Source organism: Salegentibacter echinorum, assembly GCF_900129445.1.
In the GTDB taxonomy this organism is placed as follows: Bacteria; Bacteroidota; Bacteroidia; order Flavobacteriales; family Flavobacteriaceae; genus Salegentibacter; species Salegentibacter echinorum.
On sequence record NZ_FQVT01000005.1, the window covers coordinates 102847 to 122494 of the forward strand.

At 37.8% G+C, this 19648-nt stretch carries 15 protein-coding genes; 2 read left to right on the forward strand and 13 right to left on the reverse strand.

Annotated features, from left to right (window positions below; translation table 11 throughout):
- Window positions 1-190: 190 nt before the first annotated feature.
- Window positions 191-2572, reverse strand: coding sequence for a TonB-dependent receptor (locus BUA71_RS10045; RefSeq protein ID WP_072879326.1), 2382 nt, complete (start codon window positions 2570-2572; stop codon window positions 191-193).
- 589 nt (window positions 2573-3161) lie between these two features.
- Here BUA71_RS10045 and BUA71_RS10050 point away from each other — a divergent pair.
- A complete protein-coding gene (locus BUA71_RS10050; RefSeq protein WP_072879328.1) occupies window positions 3162-5588 on the forward strand; it encodes a hybrid sensor histidine kinase/response regulator in 2427 nt (808 codons plus the stop codon).
- Between the two features lie 360 nt (window positions 5589-5948).
- Here BUA71_RS10050 and BUA71_RS10055 read toward each other — a convergent pair whose 3' ends face one another.
- From BUA71_RS10055 to BUA71_RS10095, 9 genes are all read right to left on the reverse strand, one after another.
- Complete coding sequence (locus BUA71_RS10055; protein WP_072879330.1) at window positions 5949-7316, reverse strand: sigma-54-dependent transcriptional regulator; 1368 nt, start codon at window positions 7314-7316, stop codon at window positions 5949-5951.
- Between the two features lie 640 nt (window positions 7317-7956).
- The gene (locus tag BUA71_RS10060; protein ID WP_072879332.1) at window positions 7957-8283 is read right to left on the reverse strand and encodes a hypothetical protein; all 327 of its coding nucleotides are present in this window, start codon (window positions 8281-8283) and stop codon (window positions 7957-7959) included.
- A 438-nt stretch (window positions 8284-8721) separates the two neighbouring features.
- Window positions 8722-9123, reverse strand: coding sequence for an alternative ribosome rescue aminoacyl-tRNA hydrolase ArfB (gene arfB / locus BUA71_RS10065; protein WP_072879334.1), 402 nt, complete (start codon window positions 9121-9123; stop codon window positions 8722-8724).
- A 334-nt stretch (window positions 9124-9457) separates the two neighbouring features.
- A complete protein-coding gene (locus BUA71_RS10070) occupies window positions 9458-11014 on the reverse strand; it encodes a DUF4301 family protein (RefSeq protein ID WP_072879337.1) in 1557 nt (518 codons plus the stop codon).
- 2 nt (window positions 11015-11016) lie between these two features.
- The gene (locus tag BUA71_RS10075; protein WP_072879339.1) at window positions 11017-11583 is read right to left on the reverse strand and encodes an AAA family ATPase; all 567 of its coding nucleotides are present in this window, start codon (window positions 11581-11583) and stop codon (window positions 11017-11019) included.
- Window positions 11538-12176, reverse strand: a complete 639-nt coding sequence (gene pnuC / locus BUA71_RS10080) for a nicotinamide riboside transporter PnuC (RefSeq protein WP_072879341.1) — start codon at window positions 12174-12176, stop codon at window positions 11538-11540. The genes BUA71_RS10075 and pnuC overlap by 46 nt, the downstream gene beginning before the upstream one ends.
- Window positions 12160-12420, reverse strand: a complete 261-nt coding sequence (locus BUA71_RS10085) for a YkoF family thiamine/hydroxymethylpyrimidine-binding protein (RefSeq protein ID WP_072879584.1) — start codon at window positions 12418-12420, stop codon at window positions 12160-12162. The genes pnuC and BUA71_RS10085 overlap by 17 nt, the downstream gene beginning before the upstream one ends.
- A gap of 264 nt (window positions 12421-12684) precedes the next feature.
- Window positions 12685-13380 (reverse strand): phosphoglycerol geranylgeranyltransferase, encoded by a 696-nt coding sequence (locus tag BUA71_RS10090; protein WP_072879343.1) that lies wholly within the window; start codon window positions 13378-13380, stop codon window positions 12685-12687.
- Entirely contained in the window at window positions 13380-14027 is a 648-nt protein-coding gene (locus tag BUA71_RS10095) for a 4'-phosphopantetheinyl transferase family protein (RefSeq protein ID WP_072879345.1), read from the reverse strand. The genes BUA71_RS10090 and BUA71_RS10095 overlap by 1 nt, the downstream gene beginning before the upstream one ends.
- 65 nt (window positions 14028-14092) lie before the next feature.
- Between BUA71_RS10095 and ahcY the strand changes: the two genes are divergently transcribed.
- Window positions 14093-15409 (forward strand): adenosylhomocysteinase, encoded by a 1317-nt coding sequence (gene ahcY / locus BUA71_RS10100; RefSeq protein WP_072879347.1) that lies wholly within the window; start codon window positions 14093-14095, stop codon window positions 15407-15409.
- Between the two features lie 637 nt (window positions 15410-16046).
- On the opposite strand, the gene serS is transcribed toward ahcY, so the two are convergent.
- From serS to BUA71_RS10115, 3 genes are all read right to left on the reverse strand, one after another.
- The gene (gene serS, locus BUA71_RS10105; RefSeq protein WP_072879349.1) at window positions 16047-17318 is read right to left on the reverse strand and encodes a serine--tRNA ligase; all 1272 of its coding nucleotides are present in this window, start codon (window positions 17316-17318) and stop codon (window positions 16047-16049) included.
- A 79-nt stretch (window positions 17319-17397) separates the two neighbouring features.
- Window positions 17398-18717 (reverse strand): HTTM domain-containing protein, encoded by a 1320-nt coding sequence (locus BUA71_RS10110; RefSeq protein WP_072879586.1) that lies wholly within the window; start codon window positions 18715-18717, stop codon window positions 17398-17400.
- Window positions 18707-19645, reverse strand: a complete 939-nt coding sequence (locus BUA71_RS10115; protein ID WP_072879351.1) for a bifunctional riboflavin kinase/FAD synthetase — start codon at window positions 19643-19645, stop codon at window positions 18707-18709. The genes BUA71_RS10110 and BUA71_RS10115 overlap by 11 nt, the downstream gene beginning before the upstream one ends.
- Window positions 19646-19648 lie beyond the last annotated feature (3 nt).

A 19648-nucleotide genomic window follows, 5' to 3' on the forward strand; every position in this document is an offset into this window, starting at 1 on the left:
GTTTTTGACACCCGCCAGGATCCTTCCAAAATCAAAACCTCGAACCAAGGGTGCGAGATATGCTTCCGAAAAAAACTCTTTTCTTTCGAGGCAAGCCCGGGGAGTTAAACCCCTGGCTATCGCCCCGCGATTAAAAGTTTAAACCTCCCACTTCTTGGTTAGAAAAAGAAGTGGGAGAATAACAAACAGTTTAAAATTTAAGGGTGATTCCCGTTAAAAAGTTTGTAGTGGCTTGCGGATAATAACCGGCACCATCTAAAGTCTCCACTCCGTTTGGAGCATCCGGGTTCTCTACGTTAAAAGTGTAATAGAACCCATTGGAAACATACTTCTCTCCAAAAATATTGTTTACCAATCCTGTAAAAACAATCTCTTTAAATAAAGGTGCATTTTTCCAGGTGTATTGCACATTAAAATCGTTTACAAAATAAGCGTCTAGCTTAGAACTTTCTACTTCAATATTGCTCATATATTGCTCGCCTACATATTTTGAAAGCAAGCCTAACTCCAGTCCTTCTATTGGTAAATAGCTAATTTTATTACCGCCCACTATAGAAGGAGAAAACGAAATATCTGTATCGCCAAAATCTACTAACTCGCCGTCCCAGGTCGATACAAAATCCACGTTTTTATTTCGGCTTAGCGCAATATTAGGGCTTAGAAATACTTTTTCTGAAAGCCTTATCACCGCATCAATTTCCAATCCGAGACGATAGCTGTTTCCGCTGTTTTCCCGAATAAAAGCACCAACATCATCAATCCCTCCAGTAAGTACCAATTGATTTTGATAATCCATAAAGTATAAATTGGTATTTAATTGTACCGAAGGTGAATTGTAACGCCAACCAAGTTCAAAATCGTTGAGTTCTTCATGCTCTGGTTCGCCATTTTCATAGTCACTTCTCTTTGGTTCCCGGTTTGCGCGGGCATAGGAAAAATAAACCTGGTTTGATTTATTGATCTCGTAAGTGAGTCCAGCTTTGGGATTAAAGAAAGTAAAGTTTTTATCTACCAGGAATTCGTCACCTTCAGACAAAATTCCTTCTGTTTCATAATCTATCGTTCTTATTTGCAAATCTAAATATCCGGCCAATTTATCTGAAATCGCATAAGTAGCCTTTCCGAAGAGATTAAAATCTATTTTTGTCCCCGTATTTTCGTAATATGGCTCATAAGGATTATTATTACGAGCAAAACGTGTGTAAAGCACTTCACCAAAGTGGTCGCCTTTATAATGATTCCACCCCCCACCAAGGTTTACGTCCCAATTAGCATCCTGATAATTTAGGCCAAAAGTAGCACCATAAAAATGATTGTCCAGCCATTTCGTACCCACAAGATCTGAAGTACTTATTTCCTCGCCGTTAGAATTAAAATTTTCCAGGCCAAATTCGGTTAAAACAGCATCCTCTTCATATTCTTCGTAATAACCACGCCCATACGTATAGTGAAATGCCAGGTTTGAGGACCAATTTTTATCATATTCCTGATTCCATAAAAGTTGGTAATGATCTTGCTTATAATTATCGGTTTGATTGTCGTAAAATTTGGTATTTCCATCTTCATCTGTGTATTCCCCGGCAGGATTATAAGTCCTATCGTTTGCCAGCCTATCGGCATCTATACCATTCCAGGCCTGGTAAGTCACTTCACTTCCTCCAAAAGTAAGCGCTTTTATTAGTGTGTTTTCATCTACAAAAGTACCCTGCAAAAAGTAAGATTTAAGCTCGCTACTGGCGCGGTCTATATAGCCATCACTTTTAATTTGAGAAGCGCGACCGGCAAATTCCCAATGATCATCTATTAATCCCGTACTAAACTTTACGGTATGTTTATGGGTGTTGTAAGATCCAAAACTATTGGCTATTTCGGCATTAGCTTCTTCGCTATATCCATCTGTAAGGATATTTAGGCTGGCACCAAAAGCACCTGCACCGTTGGTTGAGCTTCCCACCCCACGTTGCAGTTGCAAATTTTCTACGGAAGAGGCAAAATCCCCCAGGTTTACCCAAAAACTTCCCAGGCTTTCGCCATCGTTATAAGGGATACCGTTTATGGTAACATTAGTACTGGAAGCGCCACTACCTCTCACCCTAATACCCGTATAACCTACGCCGGCACCGGCATCACTGGTGGTTACCACGTTTGGCAAATAGTTCATTAAAACCGGAATATCCTGTCCCAGGTTGCGATTTTCTATCTCCTCGTTACTAAGATTGCTATAAGTAATTGGGGATTGCGCGTTAACCCTTACTGAAGATAGAAAAACCTCATCCAAAACTTCTTCGGCATCACTTAGATCTACATCTAAAGTTTTATCCTGAAATAAATCTACCCGAAGACTTTTTTGATTGCCGTAAGAAAAAACAAGTCGGTATTGTCCTTCTTCCAGCTTCAAGGTATAATTACCGTCGCTATTGGTAGTAGTACCATCGCCGGTTTCTACAGCATAAATAGAAACACCTTCTACCGGGTTTTCTCCCTGAGTTACTGTTCCGCTTAATACGTGTGTTTGTGAAAAGGCCTGTAAGGAAACTAAGCAAAGGCCTGTAAAAAATAATAAAGATTTCATTCGTAATTAATTATTTACGAATAAAAGGGGTATTATTCTCTGGTTTAAAATTAGACAAAAAAAATCCTGAAAGTGCCCACCGGTGTTTTGACATTTTCAGGGTTACATACATTAAACGCATTTTGCGTTTGTCCCTTGGCAGCATTACCTGCCCAGGTTCTTTGGGTATGATCTCAGCCCTTTACAATGGGCACCCCTTTGAGATTCGCGGCAAAGATATAAGGCTTTATTGGATTTGCATAACTTTTTTCGGCTATAATTTAACTTGAAGGAATTGAAGGTATTTGTTCTTTGTTATAATTGAAAAATATTGTTTCTGAAAAAAGATTTTCAGTTGGCTACAGTTTAGTCTTTTCTTTTTTTTGCAGCAAAGCGGTCTTGAATCTTTTATTAGATATTATTGACTCTAAAGTCCAAAGCCGTGGCATTATAATGTCTCATTTATTTTAATTGGTGTAATTTTGGCAACAAATAAACTACCTCGGGGCAAGCCCACGAAGTATTATAGAAGAGAATTAATTTGATTTCGAGGCAAGCCTCGGAGCTCCCGATAGGTGTTTCGGGATAAACCTCGAGTATCGAGTAAACTATGCAAAACACAAAGCGATCTATAACTTTTAAAGTGATTGCCGGCTATCTTTTGGTAGCCGCATTGGCTGCTGTTGCCGTTTGGTTTGTATGGAACCAGGTAGTGGCTTTTACACAACTTACCGAGAATAACAGCAATAACAACAAGCAGTTGTTTATGGTAAGTAATATTACTACCAGCCTTTACGAAACAGAAAATCTAAGTAGGCAGCTCGTACAGAGCGGAAATAAAGAAAAATTAGCTTTATATCAAAATCAGATAGATAGCATAAAAGCAAATATTGAAAGCCTTAAAGAATCTTATGCTGAAGGTGCTATGAAAAACGGACTGGATAGTATTTCTGAATTGCTTTCTGAAAAAACATCTAATCTAAAAGAGCTTTTTCAACTCAGGGAAAAAGAACGCAACCAAAATTACTATTCCAATGTGTTGCAGGAGTTAAAAAGGGTTGATCCTTCTTTTGAAGAAAGCTATAACTACGAAAAACGATTCTCAAATTTAGAGCCGCACCAAAGGAAACTTTTAATACAATGGCTGGAATACTCTAAAGAAGATAATGCTAAGAGATTAACCAATAAAACCGCCGATTCTATTATTGGAGCGGTACGAAGCGTACTTACTGAGCTGGAAGTCGCCAATGCCAGATTTCAAAATACTGTAAATGAAAAAGAACGCGAATTACTGGCGAACGATATGACTATGAACCAGCAGCTTAGGGAGCTACTGGCCGAAATAGAGCAGGAAGAAAGAGAGGCTTCCATCCAACGGGCAGAGACTTCTCAAGAAATGATTGAGAACAGCTCTCTTATTATCTTAATTGCGGGAGCTGTTAGCTTTTTAATCATTCTATTCTCCCTGTTTCTAATTATTAAAGATATTACCCGCAGCCAGAAGTACCGGATGCAATTAGAGGAAGCCAAAAATTTTGCCGAGCGTCTTTTAAAACGCCGGGAACAGTTTATGGCGGCCATTACGCATGATTTACGTTCTCCTTTAAATACAGTGATTGGTTATGCAGATCTTATTCAAAAAACAACTTTAGACAGCAAACAAACCCGTTATGTAGAACAGGTTAAAAAATCTTCTAATTTTATTCTGCACCTGGTTAATGACCTTTTAGATCTTTCTAAACTGGAAGCCGGCAAGATGACTATTGAAAAATTACCGTTTAATCCTGCTAAGTTGATTAGTGACACAGTGTATAACTCGTTACCTCCCAGTAAAAACAAAGATGTAAATGTAGTTGTTGAAACCGCTCCTAATACCGATGTACAGGTATTAAGCGACCCCTTTAGGATTAAACAAATTATTGCAAACCTTATCACCAATGCTTCCAAATTCACTCACGAGGGCGAAATTAAAGTTAAGGTGAATTTGGTGAAAGAAATTGAAGATAGCCATAGCCTTATTATCTCAGTTAAAGATAGTGGAATTGGTATTTCGAAAGAAAAACAGGAAGAGATTTTTAAAGAATTTTCCCAGGAAAACAGTAAAATAGAAAAGACTTATGGTGGCACAGGTCTGGGACTTACTATTACTAAAAGCCTTACCAAGCTCTTAAAAGGAGAGCTTAGCCTACAAAGCGAGCCCGGAGAAGGCAGTGAGTTTACCATAATTTTACCGGTAGTAAAATTGGGAAAAGAAGCTATAAAAGAAAAGAAAGAGGAGGTTGTCGAGAAACTACCCGATTTAACGGGAAAAACTGCGCTTATTGTAGATGACGAGCCATCACAATTGTCTCTTAGTAAAGAGCTTTTAAAATCTTTGGGGCTAGGGTGTGACACAGCTTTAAACGGTACCGATGCCCTAAACAAACTAAAACAAAAAAAATATTCTTTAGTCCTTACCGATATCCAAATGCCAGAAATGGATGGTTTTGACCTAATTAAAAACATCAGGAAATTATACAATCCAACAGCACTGCCTGTCATTGCTTTATCTGGACGAACAGATGTAGATGCAGAAACCTATAAATTGGCCGGCTTCAATAAAAGTTTACCAAAACCTTATAAACCGGCAAAATTACAGGAAACTATTGCTGAAATATTTAAACTTGAATTAAAGAAAAAGGAGAAGAAAAATAATAATTCCAGGCCTAATAATACCAAATATTATGATCTTCAGGATATTTATGATTTTTCGGCAGGGGATGAAGAAGCTGTGCAAACTATTCTAGAAGCGTTTATAGAAAGTGCCAGGTCGCAAATGAAATTGGTAGCCGTTGCCCGTTCTAACAAAGATTATAGAGAGGTTGCACGTTTAGCCCATAAAATGGTGCCTATGCTCAAACAATTAAATGCCAGCGCAATCGCCACCCAGATGGAACGCTTAGAAAAGAACGAAAAGTTCTCTAACGAGGATTTTAATGCTTTACAAAACTCCCTTTCGCAATTGTTACACGAACTTGAGAGTGAAATTAAAGTTTGAAAATATTAATGGTTAAAGAACCAAGATCGCTCTCGCTACAAGAAAAAAGAGATAAGACTCAACTATAACTAACTGAAAACCTTTATTTTTCAGAAATAATATTTCTCAACTAACTCTTTTTTTAAGATTTCAAATAACACGGGTATAATTATGAAATCGCTTTCCAACCCTGCGATAAAAGAAAGTTGTTTTTGCCGGACACCACTAATTTGAAAAAGGAAATATAACGTAGATTAGAGCAGATTATCACTGATGAAAATTTATGGAATTATGCTGACTGGCTTGGGTCGGCCGACTTAACACACGTCTTTTTTCTTTTCTCTATTTTCTATTTTCTATTTTCTTACCCCATCTTACCATCTACAATTTTATCCCGTATTGCTTCAGTTTATTATAAAGTGTTTTTCTATCTATAGAAAGTAACCTGGCAGCTTTACTTTTGTTTCCGCCGGCCTTTTCTAAGGCATCTATAATAAGTTGTTCTTCATTTTTGTTTTTGAAGAGGCCGTACTCGGTTTCAGGATTTGAAGTTATATCTACCGAAGCTATTTCGTGCGGCAGTACTTTAACCGGAATAAGATTCTCCTGGGTTAACAATACCGCTCGCTTTACCATGTTTTTAAGCTCTCTAAGGTTTCCGGGCCAGTTATAGTTTTTAAATGCGGTGATAGCTTCTTCAGAAAAACCAATCACATTTTTTTCTAATTCAGCATTAGCTTCTTCCAGAAAATATTCAGCAAAAAGCAATAGATCCTCTTTTCGCTCTTTTAAAGACGGCACCTGTACCGAAAATTCATTTAACCTGTGATAAAGATCCTCCCTAAATTCCCCGTCCCTAACAGCCTGGGCAAGATCTTCGTTAGTCGCAGTGATCACGCGAATATCTACCTGAATTTCGGTATTGCTTCCCACCGGCTTGATTTTTCGTTCTTGCAAAGCCCTAAGTAATTGCACTTGCAGCTCGTAGCTAAGATTCCCAATTTCGTCAAGAAAAAGGGTACCTCCATTTGCGGCTTCAAAATGACCGGTTTTATCATTAATGGCACCGGTAAAAGAACCTTTTAAATGTCCAAAGAACTCACTGGAAGCCAATTCTTTGGGAATAGCGCCACAATCTACCGCCACAAAGGGCGCAGCTGCACGTTTACTTTTCTCATGAATACTTTTTGCCACCTGTTCCTTTCCCGTACCGCTTTCGCCCATAATAAGCACAGACATATTGGTAGGGGCCACCAAATCTATATAATCACTTAGTTTGATGGCTGCTTCGCTAACTCCTTTCACATAACCGGCACTTTCATTACTGGATTTTATTTCTTTTTTGGGTTTAGGAGCTGCAGTTTCAGGAGTTTTGGCAGGCTTTATTTCGTTATGGGTAAGCGCATTCTCTATGGTTTGTAAAATTGCTTCCGGTCTAAAGGGCTTGGAAACATAATCGAAAGCGCCAATCTTCATCGCCTGCACGGCCATACTAATTTCGGCATAACCGGTCATGATGATTACCTGGGTTTCGGCATTATCAGTTTTCACCTCTTTTAGGATGTCTAAACCACTGGTATCTGGAAGTCTTACATCGGTAAGAATGAGATTAAAAGTATGCTGCTTAAGCTTCTTAAAAGCCTCCTCTCCCGAGAAAACCAGTTGAGCCTCATAGTCTCGTTTATTCAAAAATGTCTTCAGCATTGTCCCAAAAGGAACATCATCTTCAACTATAAGGATATTTATCATAAAGCTTTAATTTAATCCAGGTTATTGATCGGTCTAATGCAACAAAACTCAACTATCACTTTTATTTTTCTCAAAAATGATCCCGAGAAACCGGGATAAGAGATTAACCCACAGAAAAAACACTTCTCGTTAGTTATGTGGCTTAATTTGCTTTACAAATTTAACAATCTAATCTGGATTATTCATTAAAATTACTGAATGCTCTAAACCAATTAACGCACGCTAAAAAACAATTAATCTCATCGACGCCAAGTTTACGACTAAACCGCATGTGCTTTAAAAATTTAAATAAAAAAAGAGACCTCGTTAAAGGTCTCTTACAATGACATTATCTAAAAAATCTATTATGATGTCATTGGGTGGTATCCATTTTCAAATGAGTTTATAGGTGAGGTTCCTCACAAAATCTATCTACACAAAAAAGAATAGTTCTTCGTAGTGTTAGTTGAATAAAAGCCTGAGCTTTAAACTATTCTTTTCTAAATATACAATATTAAATTGTAAAACACCTATTTTCACTTGTTGCCGAAGGAGTTGGTTTCTCTTAAATTCCGACTAAATAGAAAAATTTCCGCCAGGTTTTTTTGATAGGGCAAAGAAAGGATGGCGGAAATTTATTGGTTAGTTAGCGGTAAACAAATTATTTTTCTTCTTCAATCCAATTGCCTTCTTCATCGATAAAGGCTTCTTTCTTCTCACCTTCTACAACGAGGCTTAGCTTATAGGTTGTGGTTCCTTCTTCTTCTTTCACCCAGGCTTTCTCGGTAGTAGCACCAGTCATATCGGTCATTACTGCGTCTTTAACTGCTTGCGGCAGGGCCAACACATCTACTTCTTTATATTCCTGCTCCTGGCTGATTTCTTCAGTTGATTCCATTTCCTCAATTTCCTCAACCTGCGCCTGTACATTTTGACTAAACAAAAACATTCCGGCTGCAGCTACTAAAGTTATTCCTAATCGTTTCATAATATATAATTTAAGTTAGTATTACTTGGTTTCTCTTGTATATGGAATAATTGTACCAAAGCAAAAATTAAAACCTAACCCCTTCTTTATTAGCAGATTAATAATTTCAATATTTCTTTTTATGAAATAATTATGTAGAAATAGGTTTTTTTTAAGAAACGCTTATGTGGAATTAAGCTGCATATTTAAATTTAAGAACAAAAAAAGAGGCCCTAAAGCCTCTTTCTCTCCGAAAATCTAAATTATACAACAGAACCTTGAGCTGCTGTCTTAAACCTAATTTAGTTACTACTGCCAAAGAGAAAATTATACCATATAATATTTAATTTTACAAAAATCTGAAAATAAGAGCACTACTAATTTCAAGTTAAATATTTAAGCTTATAAATCTTCAGGATTAGAGGCGTATTTCCACAGAAGTGTAGAAATATGCCCCGCTTATTTTAAAGGATTATTTCTCCTCGCCTTTTTTTCGGCTTGTTGTTTTTTAGCTTTTAACCTTTTTAATTTTGCAGCTTTAGAAGGTTTGGTTTTTTTACGTCGCTTTGGTTTTCGCAAATTATCTTTAAGAAGCTGAAAAAATTTAGCAACTACCAGCTCTTTATTTTTATGCTGACTCCTACTTTCTTCAGTTTGTAGAATCAATTCCTGTTCTTTGGTTAAGCGACTCTTTAGTTTTTCCTGAAGCCGATTTTTCTCTTCTTCTGAAAGTCCTTCGGAAGCATCTATTTTAAAATGCAGTTCTACTTTTGAAGCCGTTTTATTCACGTGCTGCCCACCGGCACCCGAACTACGAACGGCCTTAAAACTCAATTCCCGTCTTATCTGTGCTTCATTCAAATGTCATGCTGTTTTTAAGTTCGGGCACAAAGAAAATGCAAACCTGCAAACCGTCAAATTTTTAAATTAGTAAGCAGGCGGGGAACCGCAAAGCATTAAACCTCACATTTTTAGCTCTTTGCTTTCTTCGCAAGTGGCTTAGCGATCACTGCGTAGATTTTTTTTAAATCTCGTTATCGGTCAATTATAGACAAAATTTAATTTCGCATTCAAACTTATTAGTGGCTAAAATTCAGGTAGTAGTCAGTCAAAATAGCATTGTTCATCATTTGATTCCTATCCAACCGTGTTTCATTTTACTTCTTTCCTAATTACTTCCCAAAAAACATATTCCCTATTTATCCACCTGGTGGGATGGTTTTAAAAGATCGGCTACTGTTTTTACGGGATTAAAGGTCTCTACCGGCACTTCTATAAATACTGTATTCCAGTAAGCCATTCCTCCATTCCATAACCCGGGTCGCTCCAAAGCTTTTAAAGCTTTACCATCTTTAGTTTTATTGGCTATAAAGCTCATTTTTTCGTTTACAAAATCATCTAATTGAAAGTGATCTCCTTTATAGTCTTTGGTACCACAAACGATATCTACCGGGTTAAAATGTGTAGAATTATTTAACAGCTGCAATTGCTTCTCGTTTTCTTTATCTATTTGAGCGCCTTCAATAATTTGCAGTGATATTTCTCCCTTATCATCTTTTACTAAAAATGGCCCGCCACCAGCTTCACCTTCGTTTTTCACCATCCCACACACTCTTAAAGGACGGTTTAATTTTTCATGCAGCAGCTTAATTTTATCGGTTTTATTAAAATTAGTAAATTCAGAAAGTCCGCTTACAAAAAGTTCTTCTTCCAGATATTTAGCTATCTCGTCTAATTCAGGTTCAGAAACAGTATTGGAGTCCAGTTTTTCTAAATAATTAAAAATTTGCGACTGAAGCGCTAACAGCTTCCCTCCCAACATCTTTTTCATCTCTACCATTTTGGACCTTACATCTGATACTACAACATTATCGATGTTTTTAACAAAAATAAGATCGGCCTTTTGTTGGTTCAGATTCTCGATAAGTGCGCCGTGACCACCGGGCCTAAAAAACAATTTGTTTTCTTCATCCCTAAAAGCGTTATTTTCTTTGGTAGCAGCAATGGTATCTGTCTTTGGGTCCTGAAAAGAATAGGTAATCTCAAAACGGGTCTCGGTATCTTTCTCTACTCTTTTTTTTATAGCTTGAAATTCTGCTTCAAACTTTTCTTTATCTTTTTCTGCAACCGTAAAATGCAGTTTAGCAAGTCCTTTTATAGCAATAAACTTCGCGGCACTATGCAAATGCTCTTCAAAAGCTGTAGCTGTATAATTTGGGTAAGCGTGAAATGGTACCAGGCCTTTTGGCAGGTTACTTAAGTTTAAACCATCTTCATAGAGCATAGTTTTTACCAGCTGAAGTTTTTGCTCATTTGTTGATTTATTAGAAAAATCTGCGTCGTTTATTTCGACTTGCTGTTTTGCTTTTTTATAGAAAGGAAGATTCTCCATTTTTTCAAAAAAAAGCTGTAAACTCTTATCGTTTACCTTATCTAAATAATCCCGAAGGCTTTCTTTCTCCGGATTAAAATCTGTAGCAAAATTATGTAAAGCTTTAAACATCCTGGTTGCCGCCCCGGAAGCCGGTACAAATTTAAGCACTTCCAACTTATCTTTTTCAGCCTCAAACTTTTCAATAAAAGCATGTTTTGTTTTCTCATCATAAGCAAATATTCCATTGCCTACGGTGGCTGCTTCCTGAATATCTACTTTTATATTTCCCCTTTTAAAAATTTGCAGTTGTCTTTCCACCTCTTTTGTGGTTAAACCTTTTTCTTCAATTTGTAAGATATCTACTTCACTAAATTCCACGTCTATTTTCTTTTTAAAAGTTCATCAATTTTCTTTACCGCTGTTCTAAAACGCTCTTCCAACCCTCCTTTTAATATTACATAAGGTTTTTGGTGGATTTCTAAAGCGGCTTCAAACTTTTGGAACATCCCAATGCGGTCATTGGGTTTATCCCTAAGATCATCTGGCGTCCAGGGCACGTCAATATACGTTAAAAAGTACAAATCATACCGGTTGTTTAACGCATGTTTAAGAAGCCGGGGGTCACAATAATTGTCGTAATAAGCTTCTGAATAAACTTTTAACTCTAAAAGATCGGTATCGTTAATGAGCAGACGGTTGGCAGATTGCGAGAGCCGGTTTTCCCTTTCCATTTGCCCCAGGGCGATGGGGATTATATCTTTTGGCTCACATATTTTCTGTTCATTATCCCATTTCTCCTGCAGGTAGTCCCGCATATATTCCGGCACCCAGTGGGTATCATAATGCTTAGCCAGCATCTTTGCCAGGCTCGTTTTTCCGGTAGATTCGGGACCAAAAAGTACTACTTTAAGGAGGGACGAAGGTCGTTGCGTAAGTTTCTTTGCCATGCTCGGTAGCCGTAAATAGCGATTATAGTAAATGCAAAATATTGAATGGAAGTTAAGGTTAGGCCTTTATAAAAATAGAGTGGCACTGAAATAACATCACCCACAATCCAGAAAATCCAGTTTTCTACCTTTTTAAGTGCCATTTGCCACATTCCCACAAAGAATACCGCAGTGGTGACAGCATCCACATAAGCCGTCCAGTTGTCCCATTTTTCAAAATATTCGTACACCAAATAAACAAAAACCAGGGTCGCAATAAAAATAAACAAACTCTGCCAGTTCTCTTTTTTTGTGGTGTTGGTAATTGGGGTATAATGGTCTTCATCTACTTTTCGAGTCCACACATACCAACCGTAAATACTCATGGAGAAATAATAAGCATTTATCATCATATCTCCCAACAGCTCCCACTGCCAAAGCAAATAGACAAAGATAGCAGTGCTTATAATCCCGGTGGGATACACCAGGATATTATTTTGCTTAGAGTAAATTACAGAGAGAAAACCAAAAACAACCGCGATAATCTCCAGTATAATAAATAATGTAGGATACCCGTAATATTGATCGAAGAAAAAATCAAAAATCGGCTGCATAATTACTTCGGTCAGATTTTACAATTTTTAAATGGATGAGTCCGGTATCTATCGCTTCAAAGGCATCCTTAATTTCGGTATTTAGCACCTCCATAACTTTATCATACTCGCCGTAAACCTGTGTACTTAAAGCGTTTTCCTTCACCGTCAATCCAGAAGACCTCAATTTTTTAATAAAATCTATGATTTTTGGCTCATAATCATCCTGCAACGGACTCAAAGTTAGTTCTACTGAAATTCTCATATCATTATTGGTTAATTGCGTTTTTTTATAAATCATCTTCTGCCCGGGTTTTAATTTCTGAAGAAAAGAACCAGCAATTGCCAAATTTAAAGATTTGCGCTTATTAAATAGAAAATATGGCAGCAATTATTCGGGGCTAAAAATTTAGAATTGAACGAAGATCACGTTAATCAACTTTACAGCAGTTAGCGTTAAGTCTTTTCTCTTGATTCTTTGTTCTTTATTCTTTGTTCAAAATTCGTGGCGAGAACTTAAAAAAACTGCTTATAAATCTTCAAAAACATTCCCCATCACTACAAGGTCAGCACCGGCATTATAAGCCTTTTTTTGTTGCTCTAAACCTCGAATTCCTCCTCCCACGATTAACGGAATATCAATTGCTTTTTTTACTTCGGAAATAATCTCTTTAGAAACCGGAAATTCGGCTCCACTTCCCGCTTCCAGATAAATAAGTTTTTTCCCTGAAAACTGACCAGCAAGCGCGGTATTTACAATGGTATTAATTGCTGTTTGCGAAATAGGCTTTGTGCCACTTACCCGCTGTACCGCACATTCTTTTCCGCCGTCAATTAAAATATAAGCAGTAGGAATTATCTCCAGGTTGCTGTTTTTTAACTTCTCCACTGCTTTCACTTGCTGTCCGATTAAATATTCCGGATTTCTTCCTGAGATTAAGCTTAAGAACAAAAGCGCATCGGCTGTTTCGGTGATTTGCGAATAATCTCCCGGAAACAAGATAATTGGCAAATCGGTTTCGGCTTTTATCGCTTTTACCGTTTTTTCGGTTTTAGATTTTTCAACAGTGCTGCCACCTACAAAAATATGCGTGGTTTCTTCGGGTAATTTTTGAATATAAACTGCTGCTTCAGCTTCAATAAATTTATCGGGGTCTATTAAAATGGCAAGCAGTTTTTCTTCATTTTCGGCTGCCAGCAGCATTTCAGGATAAAACTTCCGCATTAATTCTTAGATTTTTCAGCATCTGCGCAGGCATACACGCAGGTAAAATCTTCAAATTCCAAAAACCTGATTTTATAAAAAGAATCTTTATTCTTAAAATTGACTTTTGCCGTGGTTTTGGCATCTTCAAAATTAAAATCGGTCACATTTATATGCTGCAAAAAACCCAGCCCGGGTTCGGCATACATTTTATAAATAGACTCTTTGGCGCCCCAAACAATAGTGAGTTTTCTAATAATCGCATCTTCATTGGCCAGGGTATGATATTCCCTCAACGGGGTGAATTTATTGGCGATCCTTAAGATTTTATCACGGCGTTTTTCTATGTCTATCCCCACTTTTTCATCGCTCACTATAATAGCGGTAAACTGATAAGAATGGGTGATCGAGATTTTTTTCCCATCTTTTAAATGTGGTTTTCCCAACTCGTCATAGTAAAGATCTTCATCTACGTATCCCGCTTCGGCCATTAAGTGCCGAATACTCATAAAACCGCGGCGATGAATTTCAGATTTCATTCCGCTAACCCGTTTTTCACAATGATCGCTTAACTTAATTCCTTCACTTAAATCTTCAAAGGACTCTTCTACCTTCCAAATGAAGACTTTAGTATTGGGTTTTACTGTTATTGTTTTGTAAAGTGGCATAAAGATTTGTTATAGATTCCTTATTTTTGCTGGACAAAAAATTGCTAATATTCAAATATAATAATATGTCAACTAAAACAGTGCCGTATACCGCTTATAAAGTTAAGGATATTTCCCTGGCTGACTGGGGAAGAAAGGAAATTGATCTTGCCGAGCCCGAAATGCCGGGGCTAATGGCACTTCGCGAAGAATATAAAAACGAACAACCTTTAAAAGGCGCCAGGATTGCCGGTTGCCTGCATATGACCGTGCAAACTGCTGTACTTATTGAAACTTTAGTAGCCCTGGGGGCCGAGGTTACCTGGAGCTCCTGTAATATTTTCTCTACTCAAGATCACGCTGCCGCTGCAATTGCCGCTGCCGGAATTCCCGTTTACGCCTGGAAAGGAATGACCGAAGAGGAATTTAACTGGTGTATTGAACAAACCTTGTTTTTTGGAGAAGAACGCAAGCCGCTGAATATGATTCTAGATGATGGTGGCGATCTTACCAATATGGTGTTTGATGAATTTCCCGAGTTGGCAGAAGGAATCCGCGGACTTTCAGAAGAGACCACGACCGGGGTTCACAGGCTTTACGAAAGGATGAAGAACGGCACTTTGGTAATGCCGGCGATTAATGTAAACGACTCGGTGACCAAGTCTAAATTCGATAATAAATACGGCTGTCGCGAAAGTGCGGTAGATGCCATTCGCCGCGCCACCGATGTGATGCTGGCCGGAAAACGCGTTGTTGTTTGTGGTTATGGTGATGTTGGTAAAGGGACCGCACAATCTTTTAAAGGAACAGGAGCGATTGTAACTGTAACTGAAATTGACCCAATTTGTGCGCTGCAAGCTGCAATGGACGGGTTTGAAGTAAAGAAACTGGAAACAGTTCTTCCAAAAGCCGATATTGTGATCACCACCACCGGAAACAAAGACATTGTTCGAGGTGAGCATTTTGAGGCGATGAAAGACAAAACTATTGTGTGTAATATTGGTCATTTCGATAATGAAATTGATGTAGCCTGGCTGAACGAAAATCATGGCGACACAAAAGACGAGATCAAACCTCAGGTAGATAAATATACCATAAACGGAAAAGATATTATCCTTTTAGCTGAAGGGCGCCTGGTAAACCTTGGTTGCGCCACCGGCCACCCAAGCTTTGTGATGAGTAACTCATTTACCAACCAAACTTTGGCACAAATTGAACTTTGGAAAAATACAGACCAATACAAGAATGAAGTTTATATGCTACCAAAACACTTAGATGAGAAAGTGGCAAAACTACATTTAGAAAGAATTGGTGTAGAGTTAACCGAACTTAAGGATTATCAAGCCAAATATATTGGCGTGGAAGTAGAAGGACCTTACAAACCGGAATATTATAGGTATTAATATTAAGACTTCTATATAAACAGAAATCCCTTTTATATAGCAGACCTCACAGGTTTCCAAATCTGTGAGGTCTTTTTATTTATAATACGTCATACTCTCCCAAAAGTTTTAACAAACTGATTTTTGTAGCTGTGATTTATTTTTGAATATTTGAACTAATCGATTTTAATAAATTAAATCAACTCAATTTTGTTAAAAAAAATAAAATCTTTAAATGCTTTAGAAATCATAGGTCTTGTTTTCTCAATATATGTTATTGGAAAAGCTATATATCATACTATAATGATGGCTTATCAAGGCTGGACGCACCCAATGTAAATTCAGCTTACTTACCAATTAATCTATTACTGTAAAATCAATCGTATAGAGGGATTCTATTAATCTTTTTAAAAGCTTCGACTAAAATTAAAATACGCCACAAAGACTCCAGGACACAAAGAAACACGAAAAATAGTCTGGTGTATCTTTGTGATTTCGTGTCTTAGTGGCCAATGATAGACCGGGCGCTTGAATAAGGGATATTTAAAATAAAAAACCGCAAACTCAATACACATAAAGAATATTCGTGCATTTGTGGCATCCATTATTTAGACTTCCAAGCTAATTTCTGTCACGTAACATTCCCATTTTTCAGAAACTAATCTATATAATCAAATCCTGTATAAGGCACCAATACATCGGGGATTTTTATGCCTTTTTCGGTTTGATAGTTTTCTAAAATTCCTGCTAAAACCCTTGGTAAAGCCAGGGCACTTCCGTTTAAGGTATGCACCAATTCTTTCTTACCTTCTTTATTTTTATAACGAAGTTTAAGCCTATTGGCCTGGAAAGTTTCAAAATTGGAAACCGAACTTATTTCCAACCAGCGATCCTGCGCGGTAGAGAAAACCTCAAAATCGAAAGTTAAGGCAGCGGTAAAACCAAGATCTCCGCCACAAAGCCTTAAAATCCTATAAGGTAATTTTAGATCTGAAAGAATATCCTTTATATGAGCAACCATCCCGTCTAGCGCATCATAAGAGTTTTCGGGTTTTTCAATACGCACCAACTCCACTTTATCAAATTGGTGCAAACGGTTTAACCCACGTACGTGTGCGCCATAAGAGCCCGCTTCCCTTCTAAAACAAGGTGTATAACCGGTACAGGCGATAGGAAAATTCTTATCGGTGAGAAGTCGGTCGCGATACATATTGGTCATTGGCACCTCGGCCGTTGGGATCATATAAAGATCGTCTGCAGTGATGTGGTACATTTGTCCTTCCTTATCTGGCAACTGTCCCGTACCCAACCCGGAAGCCTCATTAACCATTAGCGGTAATTGATATTCGGTATAACCGGCCTCAACCGCTTTATCTAAAAAATAGGTAATTAAAGCGCGTTGCAACCTTGCCCCTTTTCCTTTGTAAACCGGAAAACCGGCACCGGTTACTTTATTTCCAAGTTCAAAATCTATAATATCATATTTTTTAGCCAGTTCCCAGTGCGGCAAAGCACCTTCTACCAGGCTTGGCACATCCCCGGCCTTAAATATTTCTTCATTATCATCTTCGGAAGCTCCGGCAGGCACCGATGGGTGTGGTACATTGGGGATAGTATAAAGCAATTCCTCAAGTTTGGCCACGATACCACCAAGTTTCTCTGAAAGTTCTTTAGAGTCTTCTTTCAAAGTTCCCGTTTTCTCTTTGATCAAATTAGCTTTTTGATGTTCCCCATTTTTAAACATCATCCCAATTTGTTTGGAAAGCCTGTTCGATTCAGCTAAAACCTCATCTAATTTCACTTGGGTAGCACGGCGATCATCATCTAATTGCAATACCTCATCCAGTATATCTTTAGCCTCAAAATTCCGCTTTTTTAATTGGTCAATGTAGGCTTCTTTATTTTCTCTTATGTGGTTTACCTGTAACATAGCTTTCTTTTACTCGATAATCGAGGGTTATTCCGATAATTATTTTAACCGGCAAAGGTACTAAAACTAAAGAAATTTACTACTCCAATTTAGAAGGCAAAATCCAGTCGTGGTGTTTAAAATGATTCCATTTTTCGGCTGCGAGATCAACTTTAGGATCAATAAAAGGTTGATAAGGTTGCCCATTGATGCTTATTTTAGAATCTACAAATACCTGCACCTCTTTTCCTTCTTTTGCATATTCTTTCTTTAGAATTTGGGCAAATTGCCACATCATATCGGGTTTAGCGCCAACAGATCTAATTTGTTTTTTACTCAGGTATCTGTTTTTATCAACATTTATGGTGTCGGTTGTTCCTTTTTCCACCACCTTAAAAGTAGTGCTTCCAGAACGGGAACGCAGCATCATACGCCAGCTTAGGCGATGGCCTTCTTCCGTCCACAACACGTTATCTTTAAAAAACCAATGTCTAAGCGGCAAAGCGATTTGAATTACAAACCAAACTGAAAGTATTGCAATTAAGGCTTTACTATAAGAAGGCACCATCACCTCTGCCCCATTGTAATGCGGTTTTTTCTTCCGAAGAAAAAGATGGTTTATTTTTTCTGAAGAAAAAAAGAACAGACAAAAAGCCAGGGACAAATAAGGAAAAATCCCTATTTGAAAAACTATACTATTAAAAATATGGAAGAAAATAGCGATTAAAAAAGCGGGTAATCTTGTTCTTTTCCAAAGCAAAGCAGGAATAATAAACAAATCAAAAAGGATGCCCGTGTAGGTGATTGCATATCTTATCCAATCTTTCTGAAGAAATTCTCCAATAAGCCAATAGTCTGCTTTGCCGCGCATAAGCATTGCCGGCAGCGTACCATCTAACCAACCGGGATAAAGTTTGGCTACTGCAGCATAAGTGTAAACAATCCACATTTGTCCTACAATCAAGATCCAGACCCAGCGCGGCATAGCAATTCTTTGAAAATCTGGTTTCTTATAACTATCTAAAGATAAGTAACGATGCGCCGGCAGAAAGAACATAATGCCACATAGCAACATCAATAAATAGTAATGATTGTTATAGGAAGATTTTTGCATCAGGTAAACCGATGCCCACATAATCGTGTAGCAAAATATGCTGAAGCGATATTTAAAACCCAGCATTACAAAGATTCCAAACAAGCCCATTATTCCGTAGTAATAGAGCATCCCATTACCCGGCAAGGGTTGTAAAAAATCTAAACCAATAAAATGAAAATTAAATTGCGGCTCGATAAACACCCTTCGTATCCAACCGGTAAAAATCGCTCCTACTGCTTCCAGAAAAATAAGCAGCCCAAAAATAATACGAAAAACGATTAAGGCCGAGTTATCTACCTGTTTAAAAAGCCATTTATTGAGCATAATTATCTTTAATGTATTGCCTGGAGAAGGCTTCATCCTGGCGCATGGCAGTTTTTAAAGCTTCTATGGAATCAAATTTCTTTTCGTTCCTTATGCGTATCAACATTTCTATTCTAAGGTCTTTGCCGTAAAGATCTTTATCGAGATTAAAGAAATACGTTTCTATAGTTTGTGATTCCCCGCCCACCGTGGGATTTGTACCTATACTCATCATCCCAAAATAATTTTCTCCCTTAATTTGAGATCGCACCACATAAACCCCATTTTTTGGAACGAGTTTATAATCCTCATCTATACTTAAATTGGCGGTAGGATAGTTAAACTCTTTCCCAAGTCCGCGACCTTTTACCACTTTGCCTTTAAGGCTAAACGGCGTTTTAAGATAAGCGTTGGCTTTTTCTACCTCTCCGGCTAATAAAGCGTTCCTTATTTTTGTAGAACTTACAGCCACCTCATCTATTTCTTCTTTGGTAATTTCTTCTACCTCAAAACCATATTCTTCGCCAAACTCTTTTAAAGTATCGATATTGGCAGTGCGGTTTCGGCCAAAGCGATGGTCATAACCTATAATTACTTTTTTTGCTTTAAGTTGTTGCACCAAAATATCACGCACAAACTCCCGTGCGGTCAATCTTGAAAACTGGCGGGTAAAAGGATGCACAACCAGATGGTCTATCCCCGTTTGTTCCAGGATCGCGGTGCGTTCTTCTATGGTGTTTATCAATCTTAAGCCACTTTCCTTTTGTAGTACCATCCTGGGATGCGGAAAAAACGTAAAAAGCACTGAATCGAGTTTTTCTACCCTGGCTGCATCTACCAAACGCTGTAAAATTTTTTGATGCCCGGCGTGGACCCCATCGAAAGTACCAATGGTAACCGCGGTTTGTTTTTCTACGTTAAAAGCATTTGCTCCTTTATGTATCTTCAAAGC